Source organism: Phytohabitans flavus (assembly GCF_011764545.1).
In the GTDB taxonomy this organism is placed as follows: domain Bacteria; phylum Actinomycetota; class Actinomycetes; order Mycobacteriales; family Micromonosporaceae; genus Phytohabitans; species Phytohabitans flavus.
The window spans coordinates 2,019,309-2,031,000 of the sequence record NZ_AP022870.1; the positions used below are offsets into that span (position 1 = coordinate 2,019,309).

Genomic DNA, 11,692 nt, shown 5'->3' on the forward strand with positions numbered 1-11,692 from the left:
ATGACGACCTCCATGACGCCGTCGCGTACGACGACGGGCAGTGACTTCGCCGAACTGTCTCGCCGAATCAACGGCGAAGGGCTGATGGAGCGCCGGCCCGCCTACTACATCGCGCGGCTGAGCGTCGTCACGCTCATGTTCCTCGGCGGATGGACCGCGTTCTTCGCCCTCGGCTCCTCCTGGTGGCAGATGATCACAGCGGCGTTCCTCGCCGTCACGTTCGCCCAGGTCGGGCTCGTGGCGCATGATCTGGCACACCGCCAGGTGTTCCGCACCAAACGCCCCAGCGAGGTCGCCGGACGGCTCGCCGGAAACCTCGGCATCGGGATGAGCTACGGCTGGTGGATGGACAAGCACACCCGCCACCACAACAACCCCAACCACGACGACCTCGACCCGGACGTCGCGCCCGAAGTGCTCATCTGGGCCACGAAGTCCGCCCTCGGCCGCCGCGGTCTGAAGGGGTTCATTACCCGGCATCAGGCCGCGCTGTTCTTCCCGCTGCTCAGCCTGCTCGCCGCTGACCTGAAGGTAGCCAGCGTCAAGGCCCTGCGAAACGGCACGGTGAAACACCGCCGCCTCGAGAGCGCGCTGCTGATCCTGCACGGCGTCGGTTACCTGTCAGCGCTGCTGGTCGTCCTTTCACCCGTGCAGGCCATCGCCTTCCTGCTCGTGCATCAGGCGCTGTTCGGCGTCTACCTCGGCATGACCTTCGCGCCGAACCACAAAGGTATGCCGCACCCGACCGGCGACGAAGACTACCTCCGCAAGCAGGTGCTGACCTCCCGCAACGTCCGCGGCGGTTGGCTGACCGACGCGGCGCTCGGCGGCCTGAACTATCAGATCGAGCATCACCTGTTCCCCGCCATGCCGACCCCGAACCTGCGCAAGGCCCAACCGATCGTGCGGGCCTACTGCGCCGAAGTCGGCGTCGCCTACGAACAAACCAGCCTCGTGACCTCCTACCGCCAGGCCCTGCGATACCTGCACCAGGTGGGCGCACCAGCCCGCGCCGAACACACGGCACGCCGAGCCCGCCGCACCGGCTGAACTCCCCGAGGCTCCTTGCCCGGCTGCAATGTGTTGTTGCTCCTAATTGGACTGTCTGTTGTAGGCGCCCCCGGGTGCCTACAATTCGTAAGGTGGCGATTACGGGGCGGCTAGGTTTGTTCGTGGTCTGGATCGCCAGCCGCGCGGTGTTCGTGCTCATCTACGCGGGTGTCGTCGACGCCCCGGTCGGCGGTGTCTTCGACGACGTTGCGCTCTACCACCGCTGGAGCGACGCGCTCCTCGACGGGCGGATCCCCATCGAGGACCCCATGTGGCAGTACCCGCCGGGTGCCGCCGCCCTCTTCGCCGCCATCCGCTACGTCGCCGGTGACTCCGCGGGGCGTTCGAGGCGACATTCTTCTGCCTGGCGATCGGGGCGGATCTGCTCGTCCTGCTCACCCTCACCAGGCTCGCCCGCGGCGGCGGGCTGCTTCTCGGTGCCTGGGCCTGGGCTCTCGCTGTCCCGCCGCTCAACCTGCTGGCCTACGCGCGGTACGACATCTTCGCCACCGTCCCGGCCGTCGTCGCGCTCGCCGCGATGGCGCGGCGTCCCGCCGTCGCGGGCGCCGCCGCGGCCGTCGGCACGCTGGTCAAGGTGTGGCCGGCGGTGCTGCTGATCAGCATCCGGCCGCTGCGCGGGCTGCGGCCAGCCCTGACCGGTTTCGCCATGGCGCTCGCCGTGCTGGGCGGCGCGCTCACGCTCGCCTTCAGCGGCGCGTGGGGCGGGCTCACCGGCAACCAGGTCGACCGAGGCCTACAGATCGAGTCCGTCGGCGCCACCCCGCTCGTCCTCGCCCGCGTCGGCGACGGCGGGATCCGCGTGGAGTCGGCGTACGGCGCGATGGAGTTCGTCGACCACCCGTTCGTGCCGCCGGCGACGGTGGCGCTCCCCGTCCTGACGCTCGCCGGTCTGGGCCTGCTCGGGCTCTGGTGGCTCACGCGGGGGCGCCGGATCGCCTGGACCGCCACGGTCGGCTTCGACGCGGCGCTGGTCGCGGTGCTCGTCACGGTGGTGACGAGCCGCGTCTTCTCCCCGCAGTACATGCTGTGGCTGGTCGGTGTGGCCGCGGTCTGCCTGACCCGCCGCGACACGACGCAGCGCGCGGCGAGCGCCCTGATCGTCGTCGCGACGCTGCTGACCAGCGCGCTGTTTCCGTGGTACTACGAGCACGTCTCCACCGATCCACAGTGGCCCGGGACCGTGCTGCTCGTCCTGCGGAACGTCGTCGTCGTGGCCGCACTCGCCGCCGGCGCCTACGGCTTATCGCGCGTCAGCCAGGCCGAGCGCGCGACCGTCTTAAGTGGAGCGCCAGCCCGATGAGGGCGGCGAGGCCGACCAGCACGTACAAGTTGCTGTAGACAAGTCCCCACCCCCGGAAATGCAGGTCCCAGCCCTGGATGCCGGCGAGGACCCAGGTGGTGCCGGCCACGAAGACGAGCCAGACCAGCGCGATCGCGGCGAGCCCGGCCCGGTCGCGCCGGCGCCAGGCGCGGACGGCGAGCAGCACCAGCACGGGGACCACCCAGATCCAGTGGTGGTGCCAGGAGATCGGGGAGACAAGCAGGCCGGTGGTCGCGCAGGCGAAGAGGCCGAGCAGCGGTTCGCCGGCGCGGGCACACCAGGCCGCGATCGCGAGGCCGGTCACCCCGACCACGGCGGCGGCGAGCAGCCACGCGGTGCCGGGGTCGCCCACGTCGGCGAGGCGGGCCACCGCGCCGCGCAAGGACTGGTTGAGGATGGTACGCGGATCCTCGGTCACCCGGGACGCCTCGAAGAGACCGCCGCTCCAGTACCAGCGGGAGTCCGCCGGCCGCCATACGAACCCGATCGCGATGGTGGCGGCGAAGCCGGCCATGGCCGTCGCCGCCGCCCGGATGCGGCCGGTGACGACGAGGTACGCGACGAAGATGAGCGGCGTGAGCTTGATGCCGGCGGCGATGCCGGTACCCAGCCCGTACCACCACCGTCGCGGGTCGCCGGTGAGGTCGGCCAGCACCAGCAGCATCAGGAAGGCGCCGACCTGTCCGGTCTGTAGGTGCCCGGAGACCGCGAACATCGGCAGCGCCGCGGCCGTGGCGGCGAGCGCGGGTACCACGCGCCGATCCGCCGGCACTCCGGCCGCGCGGAGCGTCACCCACACCGCGGCGAGCAGTGCCAGGACCGACGCGAGCGTCCACCAGCCGATGGCGATGGCCATGCCCGTACCCGCGAGCGGCTGGAGCAGCAGCGCGGCGAAGGGCGGGTAGGTGAAGCCGTACTCCACCCCGCCGCCGCTGCTGAAGACGGTCCGGTACACGGCGCCGTCCCCGCCGGCGGCGATCGCCGCGCTGCTGCGGAGCACGTCGAGATCGCCCCAGAACTCCCCGGTCACCAGGTGGACCGCGACCGCGCCGGCGACCACCGCGACGAGCGCGGCGGCGGAGGCCAGGGCGATCACACGGCCCGGCCAGTGGCGCAGTGAGACGGTCGACGCGGCGGCAGTCACCGCTGGTCCGCCGCGCTGTGCCCGCCACGCTCCGTCGCTCGGCGCTCGTCCGCCGTCGTGGTCGAGGCCCGTAGCCTCGCGACTCCCGCGCCGGTCGCGGTGCGAAGGACGATGGTGACGGGCAAGAGCCCGCCCTCGGAGGGTTCGGCCAGCTCTTCGGCGACGGCGAGCCCGCAGTCGCGTACCCGGTCGAGCAACGCGGCCCCCTCGGGAGTGCCCGTGTCGTACACGCCGACGATGATCGCGCCGTGCGGGGTCAGCGCCGGAGCCAGCCTGTGCAGCAGCGCCATGGCGTCGTCGAGCGGGAAGTAGTACAGGATCTCGCGGAGCAGGATCACGTCGTACTGGCCGGCCGGCTGGTAGCTGAGCACGTCGGCGACCTCGAAAGAGGCGTCCGCGCGCCGCAGCGAGCGGGCCCGCCGGATCGCCGTCCGGCTGATGTCGACCCCGTGGTAGTGGCGATAGCTGCCCGGGACCAACGGCAGGTTGACGGTGGTGCCGCAGCCGAGGTCGAGGATGCGCGCCTGGGGCGCGTACTTCTGGATCAGGTCGAGCGGGCTGCCGCTGCCGGGCTGGTCCAGGTAGGACCAGAGGCCCAGCGCGTACTGGAGGTCCCAGACCCGCGCGTTGAGCCGGGGGTAGGGCCGGATCAGCACGGTCAGCGGCCACTTCAGGAGCCGCCCGGCGGTGCGGAAGAGGATTCCGGCCATGGTCACGCCACCGCCGCGTCGCGCGCCGGCACCGGAACGAACCGCAGCCCGCGCTCTTTCAGCAGGGGGATCACCCTGTCCAGCGCGGCGATCGTCTGCGACCGGTCGCCGCCCCCGTCATGGCAGAGCAGGATGTGACCGGGGCCGCTGCGGGACAGTACCCGGGTGATGTGCGGCACGCCCGGCTCCTTCCAGTCGCTGGGGTTGACGGTCCAGTCGACGGCGGTCAGGCCGTGTTCGGCGGCGACGCCGAGTACGGTCCTCGACCAGCCACCGCCCGGCGCGCGGAACAGCCGCGGCGGCTGCCCCACGGCGTCGGCGATCCGCTCCTGCGTCTCGCCTATCTCGGCCCGCTGCCGCGCGGCGTCGAGGGCCGCGAACGGCTGCGGGTGGTGCATCGAGTGGTTTCCGATCGCGTGCCCGGCCTCCGCGATGCGCCGGGCCAGGCGGGGCTGCTCGGCGGTACGGGCGCCGATGAGGAAGAACGTGGCCGGCACCTCGTGGCGGGCGAGCACGTCGAGCAAAGCCGGCGTCCAGCGAGGGTCGGGCCCGTCGTCGACGGTGAGCGCGACCGCGCCGGTCTCCGCGTTGAAGAGCGGCCAGGCCCGCCGTCCGGGCGTGAACGGGCGGCGCCGGCGGTGGGCGCGGACCCCGAGCAGCAGCGCTTCCAGCGACCGCGCCCACAGGTACGGCAGCGGACGGGTCACCGTGACGCCTCCAGCCGGACGTCACGCGACGGGCCGAAGTCCCGCCGCCGCAGGAACCGGAGCGCGCCGGTGGCGGCGCCGGCGACGATCGTGAGCTGCACGAGGAAGTGGATCGCCAGGAAGAAGGCGAGGAACGCCGGGCCGCGGCGGCGCAGCACGAAGCGGGCCAGCCCGGGGTCGGTGACGGCGAACAGCAGCGCGAAGGCGATCGGGAGCGCGAACAGTGGTGCGGCCAGCGCGCCGAGCGGGAGCGTCGCCACGGTCAGCGCGGCCGCCAGCAGGCCGCTCGCGCGGTTGGCCCGGATCCCGGCCGGTCCCCGCTCTCGCACAGCCACCGGGACCAGGAGCTGGGAGCGGCCGAACTGCTTGCGCAGCATGGGCCAGAGCTCGCTGTCGTCGTCGTGCCGGCAGGTCACCTCCGGGGTCAGCAGGATCCCGTACCGGTCGGCCATCCGGTCGCTGAGCTCCACGTCCTCGGACGCCCGCAGGTTTTCGTCGAAGAGCCCGACGTCCGCGAAGACCGCCCGCTCGATGGCGCACACCGCGAATATCGCCGTACGCACCCGTCCCACGTTGCGCAGGCGCCAGTAGTGTGCGTGCAACAGCTTGTACGCCTCGACCGGCCCGTCGTCGAACAGCGGCTCGGTCAGGTACATCCCGTGTACGCAGGAGACGTCGGGCGTCTCCTCGAGGATGCGCACGGCATTCTCGATCGCGTCGCCGGAGAGCGCGCAGTCAGCGTCCACAAAGAACAGGATGTCGCCGCTGGTCGCCCGGATCCCGGTGTTTCGGGCGGCGGACGGGCCGCGGTTGACCGATGACTCGATCAGCGTCACCGGAAACTCCCGCACTATCTCGCGGGTCCGGTCGGTGCTCGCGTCGTCGACGACGACGACCTCGTCCGGTCCGCGGGTCTGGGCCAGGATCGCGGCGAGGCACGCCCGCAGGGTCCGCTCGCTGTTGTAGGCCGGGACGACGACGGAGATGGTTCGGCTCATCTACACGTACCGCCTTGCCGAGAAGGAATGCGCGTTCCATCGGATGCCGGCGTCACGCTATCGGACCGCCCGGGGACATCGACAGGCGTCGCACCGGCCGGTTCAGTGCCTGTCAACATCGCGTTGAGTCGATGTCGAGTCTCGGGCCGAAGAATCCATCCCGGTACATGCCTGGGTGCCGCCGGGCCGGACGAAGGGTGACAGGCGAGTGTCGACTTTGCTCAGTGTCGAAGACTGTGACGATCTGACGGTGGGGCAGGTCCACGACCTGTACCGCCGCTTCGTCAACCGCAGCCAGGTGAACCTCATGACCTCCTTCGGCTTCGGTCGGGAGCTGGTCGAGCGGGCCGAGGGCGCCTACCTCCACTTGCGGGACGGTCGCCGGATCCTCGACTTCACCGGCGGTGTCGGCGTACTGAACCACGGCCACAACCACCCGCGCATCCTGGATGTCCGGCAGCGGTTCGCCGAGCGGCGGCGGATGGAGGTGCACAAAACCTACTTCTCCCCGTATGTGGCTGCTTTAGGGCACAACCTGGCCGAACTGCTCCCCGGCGACCTCAATATGTCGTTCCTGCCCAACTCCGGCGCCGAGGCGGTGGAGGGCGCGGTCAAGCTGGCGTACAAGTACCACGGCGGGCGGCGGCACACGGTCCTGCACGCGGACATCAGCTTCCACGGCAAGCTGCTCGGCTCGGGGACCCTCACCGGCGCCTCGCGGGGCCACTTCGCCTTCCCCGGCATCTCCGGCGCGGTCCCCTTCACCTACGGCGACCTCGACTCGGTACGCGCCGCGGTGGCCGCGCACAAGGGCGACGTGTACGCCATCCTGATCGAGCCGTTCAGCGCGTCCACTGTGAACTGGTGCTCGGAGGAGTTCCTACGCGGCCTGCGCGAGCTCTGCACCGCCGAGGACATCGTGCTCATCTTCGACGAGATCTACACCGGCTGGGGCAAGACCGGCAGCCTGTTCTACTTCATGCGGTACCCGGGCCTCGTACCGGACGTGGTGACCACGTCGAAGTCGTTCGGCGGCGGCAAGTCGTCGATCTCGGCGTACGTGGCGCGGCAACCGGTGTTCCGCAAGGCGTACGACAACGCCACCGACGCGCTCCTGCACTCCACGTCCACCACGTACTACGGCTTCGGCGAGGAGTGCGCCACCGCGATCGAGGCGGTCAACATCGCCGTCGAGGACGACTACCCCGGGCGGGCCCGGCGGATCGAGGAGCAGCTCGCCCCCGGCCTGAAGCGCATCGCCAAGGAGCACCCGGACGAGGTGGCCCGGGTAGCCGGCGCCGGCGCGCTGTGGGGCGTCTCCATCGGAGGCGGGCCGAGGGTGCTGGACCTCGCCGCGAAGATCGCGCCCGGCGGCCTGGCCCGCGACCCCCGCTTCCGCGCCAAGCTGGTGACCGCCGCCGTGGTCAACGCGCTCTACCAGGACCACGACATCTACAGCTACTACGCGCTCAACGGTGACAACCCGCTGATCGTGGGCCCGCCGTTGATCGTCGAGCCGGACGAGGTCGACCGTTTCCTGGACGCCCTCGACGCGGTACTCGGCCAGGGCATCACCAAGCTGCTGACCCGCTTCGCCGCGCAGAAGCTCAGCTCGCTGTGGTGAGCGTGGTGGTCACCGGCGCCCGCGGCATGCTGGGCGCGTCGGTGGTGGAGCGGCTGGCCGGCGACGGGTACGACGTGGTCGGTGTCGACCTGCGGCCCGGCGACGACCGGCCCGGGTACCGGCACGTGACCGGCGACATCCGCGACGCGAGCGTGCTGGGCGAGGCGATGGCGGGCGCCGGCGCGGTCGTCCACTGTGCCGCCGCGCTGCCGAGCTACCCGGTCGAGCAGATCCAGTCGATCACAGTGGACGGTGCTCGTACCGTGCTCGCCGCGGCTGCCGCCGCGAAGGTGCCGCGGGTCGTCCACATCTCCTCCACCGCGGTGTACGGCCTGCCCGACCGGGTGCCGACCAGGGAGGACTACGGGTACGCGCCGGTCGACCCGTACAGCCGGGCCAAGGTGGAGGCGGAGCAGCTCGCCGTCGCCCACCGGGACACCGGCGCGGTCGTACCGGTACTGCGCCCCAAGACGTTCCTCGGACCGGGGCGGATGGGCCTGTTCTCGATGCTCTTCCAGTGGGCGCACGAGGGGCGCAACTTCCCGGTGCTGGGTGACGGCTCGGTCCGCATCCAGATGCTGCACGTCGCCGACCTCGTCGAGGCGATCACGCTCGTACTGACCGCGCCGGCGAGCGTGGCGAACGACACGTACAACATCGCGGCGGTCGAGTTCGGCTCGCTGCGCCAGGACTTCCAAGCGGTGCTCGACGCCGCCGGGCACGGCAAGCGCGTCGTCGCGCTCCCCGCCCGCCCGGCCCGCGCCGCGCTCGGCCTGCTCGAGCGCGCCCGGCTCTCACCGGTGTACGGACGCCTCCTGCACAAGCTCATGGCCGACTCCTATGTAGACACCCGCAAGGCCACCGAGCGGCTCGGCTTCGTGCCACGCCGCTCCAACCAGGACGCCATCCTTCAGGCGTTCGAGTCGTGGCGCGGGCGGGCCGAGCAAGCGACCACAACGAACGGTGGGCGCACCAGCCAGGACCCGTGGCGGCAGGGCGTACTCGCCGCCGCCAAGGTCTTCTTCTGAGGGGGAGGGCTGAGGATGACCACCGAGGCGGTGGCGGCGGAGGGTATTCCGGACAAGGTTCCCGTCGAGGTACCGATAGAGCCGGCACGGCGTGGCACGCGCCGGCTGGCACGGATCTGGGCCGACCTGGTGACGCTGGCCCGGCCGGTGCAGTGGACCAAGAACGTGCTGGTGATACCACTCGCGGCGGCCAGCGGCGCGAGCTGGGACGCCGGCGCGCTGCTGCGTACCGGATGGGCCGTGATCGTGTTCTGCCTGGCCTCGTCGATGGTCTACGTGATCAACGACATCGCCGACCGGGACCTGGACCGCGCGCACCCGGCCAAGCGGATGCGACCGATCGCCAGCGGGCGGATCTCGGCGTCGGGCGCGCGGATCTACGCCGGGGCACTCGCCCTGCTGCTGTGCATGGCGGCGTTCGCCGGGCCCACGATGCACTTGTGGCCGCTGGCCGCGTACGTCGCGCTGAACCTCGCGTACAGCCGCTGGCTCAAGCACGTCCCGCTGGTGGACATCTGCGTGGTCTCGGCCGGCTTCGGGCTGCGGGTGCTTCAGGGGTACGCGGCGACCGGCGGTGACTTCTCCGGCTGGTTCCTCGTCGCCGTGCTCACCGGATGCATGGTGCTCATCGCCGGCAAGCGGCGGCACGAGCTGACCACCGCCGGTACGGCGCACCGGCCGGCGCTGCGCGGGTACAACGTCGCGCTGCTGGACCAGGTGCTGGCCGTCAGCGCCATCCTCGCCGTGCTCAGCTTCCTGCTGTACCTGCGGCACGACGCCCCGATCGGCGACCTCCACAACCTCCTGCCGGCGCTCGCCGCGCCGCTGGCCCTGTTCGGCGTCTTCCGCTACCTCCAGTCGGTACTGGTCCGGCGCCGCGGCGCCGACCCAGTACGCACCCTCATGCGCGACCGGCTGCTCATCGCGGACGCGCTGTTGCTCGGAGCGGCGGTGCTCACCGCCCTCATCGTCGAGTCCAGCTCCTGAATCGAGAAGGTGGAACCCTCGTGTCCGAACCACTCGTCTCGGTCGTGGTCCCGAACTACAACTACGCCCGGGCGTTGAAACTTTGCCTCACCGCACTCCGCGCGCAGACCCACCCCAACCTGGAGATCATCGTCGTCGACGACTGTTCCACGGACGACTCCGTCGCCGTGGCCGAGTCCTTCGGCGTCCGGGTGGTCAGTACCCCGGCCAACGGTGGACCCGCGGTGGCGCGCAACCTCGGCGCGGCGCACGCCCGCGGCGAGATCCTGTTCTTTGTGGACTCGGACGTGGCGGCCAAGCCCGACGCGGTCGCCAACGCGGTCGAGCTGCTGCGGACCCGGCCCGAGCTCGGCGCGGTCTGCGGCAACTACGACCCGGTGCCGCTGATCCGGGACAGCCTGGTGGAGGAGTACCGGTGCCTCCAGCAGTCGTACTGGCTGATCGCCGACGAGGGGCGGATCTACACGCTCTACACCGCGCTGCTGGCGATGCGGGCCGAGGTCTTCGCCGAGGTCGGTCCGTTCAACCCGCGCCTGCGCGAGACGGAGAACGCCGACTACGGCCTCCGGCTCGCCCAACGGTACGAGATCCTGCTCACCCCGGCCCTGCGCGGCGTGCACGACCACGACCACGACCTGCGCGAGCTGGTCCGGAAGGCCTTCACCCGGGCCATGCTGCACATCCCGATGTACGCCAACAAGCCGGACTTCCCCGGCGGGCTCAGTAGCGGCCCGCGGGCGTGGGGGAGCGTGGCGGCGCTGCTCACGGTGCTGACGCTGGTGCTGCCGATCGTCTTCGGCCCGATCTGGGCGCTGGTGCCGCTCGGCGTCTTCGCGGTCTACCTCGGCTGCGACTGGCCGATGTACCGGTTCGTCGCGCGCCTGCGCAGCCCGATCTTCCTCGTCTACTTCGTCGCCATGCACCTCTTCCTCAACCTCGTCATGGCCACCGCGGCGGCCGTCGGCGTCCTCCGCGTGCTCTTCTCCCGCCGGTTCCGCCGCCTGTACGACCGGCCGGCGGAGGTGGGCTGAGTGGAGACTCCGCTCGTGTCGGTGGTCGTGCCGAACTACAACTACGCCGACTCGCTCGGCCTCTGCTTGCGCGCGATCCAGGCACAGACCTACCCGAACATCGAGGTGGTCGTCGTCGACGACGCGAGCACCGACGACTCGGTAGCGGTCGCGCGGGCGCACGGCGTGCGCGTGGTCGCGCTGACCGACAACGGCGGGTGCGGTCGGGGGCGCAACGTCGGCGCGGCGCACACCACCGGCGAGATCCTGTTCTATGTGGACTCCGACCTGGCGCTCGCGCCGGACGCGGTCGAGCGGGCGGTGGCTACCCTGAGCGACGAGTCAGGGCTGGGCGCCGTGTGCGGGCTCCAGGACCCCGAGCCGCTGCTGCACGACACGCCCGTGGCCCGGTACCGCGGGCTTCAGTACCACTACTGGTCGGTGAGCGGCGAGGGTGACGTGACGGTGCTCTTCCCGGCGATACTCGCGATCCCACGGGCGGTCTACGAGGAGATCGGCCCGTTCAACGAGGGGCTCGCGCAGACCGAGGAGGTCGACTACGCGTACCGGCTGTCCCGGCGGTACCGGATCCGGCTGACCAGCGCCGTGCGCGGCCGCCACGACCCCGACCACGCGCTCCGGCCACTGCTGCGCAAGCTCTTCCACCGGGCGCGGCTGCGGGTGCCGCTGTACGCCAAGGCGCGCGAGTCGGCGACGGGCTTCGAGACCGCCACGCGTGCCTACGGGACGCTCGCCGCGCTGGCAACCCTGCCCGCGCTGGCGCTGCCGCTGCTCTTCGGTCCACTGTGGCTGATCGCGCCGGCCGCCCTGCTCACCGCGTCGATCGCGGTCGACCACGGCATGTACGGGTTCGTGCGTCGCCGCAAGGGCGTACCGTTCCTGATCTTTTTCGCCGCCACGCACTTCGCGGTCAACGCGACGATCGCCGCGGGGCTCGGGGTGGGCGTTGTGCAGTGGGCGGTGTCCCGTCCGTTCCGGGGGCTCTACGACACGACGTTCCCGAGCAAGGTACCGGCGTGACGAGCCAGACCGCCGTCCGCGAGGCTGTCCGGGTGACGGTCTCCCTCCGGT

At 71.2% G+C, this 11,692-nt stretch carries 12 protein-coding genes; 8 read left to right on the forward strand and 4 right to left on the reverse strand.

Features of this window, described 5'->3' with window-relative positions; genetic code table 11:
• The 3 genes from Pflav_RS08515 (at position 1) to Pflav_RS08525 (ending at position 2,371) form a co-directional block, all read left to right on the forward strand.
• A complete protein-coding gene (locus Pflav_RS08515) occupies positions 1-1,050 on the forward strand; it encodes a fatty acid desaturase family protein (RefSeq protein WP_173035156.1) in 1,050 nt (349 codons plus the stop codon).
• 92 nt (positions 1,051-1,142) lie between these two features.
• Positions 1,143-1,667: a hypothetical protein gene (locus Pflav_RS08520; protein ID WP_173035157.1), complete on the forward strand. Its 525-nt coding sequence runs from the start codon at positions 1,143-1,145 to the stop codon at positions 1,665-1,667.
• A complete protein-coding gene (locus Pflav_RS08525) occupies positions 1,589-2,371 on the forward strand; it encodes a hypothetical protein (RefSeq protein WP_173035159.1) in 783 nt (260 codons plus the stop codon). Before Pflav_RS08520 ends, Pflav_RS08525 begins: the two co-directional genes overlap by 79 nt.
• Here the strand turns inward: Pflav_RS08525 and Pflav_RS08530 are convergent.
• Genes Pflav_RS08530 through Pflav_RS08545 form a run of 4 tightly spaced genes read right to left on the reverse strand, consistent with a single transcriptional unit; the run spans position 2,322 to position 5,951 of the window.
• A complete protein-coding gene (locus Pflav_RS08530; protein WP_173035161.1) occupies positions 2,322-3,536 on the reverse strand; it encodes a glycosyltransferase 87 family protein in 1,215 nt (404 codons plus the stop codon). The genes Pflav_RS08525 and Pflav_RS08530 overlap by 50 nt on opposite strands.
• On the reverse strand, positions 3,533-4,246 hold the full coding sequence (locus tag Pflav_RS08535; protein ID WP_173035163.1) for a class I SAM-dependent methyltransferase: 714 nt from the start codon (positions 4,244-4,246) through the stop codon (positions 3,533-3,535). The genes Pflav_RS08530 and Pflav_RS08535 overlap by 4 nt, the downstream gene beginning before the upstream one ends.
• Before the next feature lie 2 nt (positions 4,247-4,248).
• Positions 4,249-4,953 carry a polysaccharide deacetylase family protein gene (locus Pflav_RS08540; protein WP_232071102.1) on the reverse strand — a complete coding sequence of 235 codons (705 nt, stop codon included), beginning with the start codon at positions 4,951-4,953 and terminating at the stop codon, positions 4,249-4,251.
• The gene (locus Pflav_RS08545) at positions 4,950-5,951 is read right to left on the reverse strand and encodes a glycosyltransferase (RefSeq protein ID WP_173035165.1); all 1,002 of its coding nucleotides are present in this window, start codon (positions 5,949-5,951) and stop codon (positions 4,950-4,952) included. The genes Pflav_RS08540 and Pflav_RS08545 overlap by 4 nt, the downstream gene beginning before the upstream one ends.
• Before the next feature lie 307 nt (positions 5,952-6,258).
• On the opposite strand from Pflav_RS08545, the gene Pflav_RS08550 reads away from it, so the two are divergent.
• The 5 genes from Pflav_RS08550 to Pflav_RS08570 are packed head-to-tail and all read left to right on the forward strand — an operon-like array spanning position 6,259 to position 11,641.
• Complete coding sequence (locus Pflav_RS08550; RefSeq protein ID WP_173042308.1) at positions 6,259-7,575, forward strand: aspartate aminotransferase family protein; 1,317 nt, start codon at positions 6,259-6,261, stop codon at positions 7,573-7,575.
• Positions 7,572-8,603: an NAD-dependent epimerase/dehydratase family protein gene (locus Pflav_RS08555; RefSeq protein ID WP_173035167.1), complete on the forward strand. Its 1,032-nt coding sequence runs from the start codon at positions 7,572-7,574 to the stop codon at positions 8,601-8,603. The genes Pflav_RS08550 and Pflav_RS08555 overlap by 4 nt, the downstream gene beginning before the upstream one ends.
• Before the next feature lie 15 nt (positions 8,604-8,618).
• A complete protein-coding gene (locus tag Pflav_RS08560; protein WP_173035169.1) occupies positions 8,619-9,590 on the forward strand; it encodes a UbiA prenyltransferase family protein in 972 nt (323 codons plus the stop codon).
• 20 nt (positions 9,591-9,610) lie between these two features.
• A complete protein-coding gene (locus Pflav_RS08565) occupies positions 9,611-10,621 on the forward strand; it encodes a glycosyltransferase family 2 protein (protein ID WP_173035171.1) in 1,011 nt (336 codons plus the stop codon).
• The gene (locus tag Pflav_RS08570; protein WP_173035173.1) at positions 10,622-11,641 is read left to right on the forward strand and encodes a glycosyltransferase family 2 protein; all 1,020 of its coding nucleotides are present in this window, start codon (positions 10,622-10,624) and stop codon (positions 11,639-11,641) included.
• Positions 11,642-11,692 lie beyond the last annotated feature (51 nt).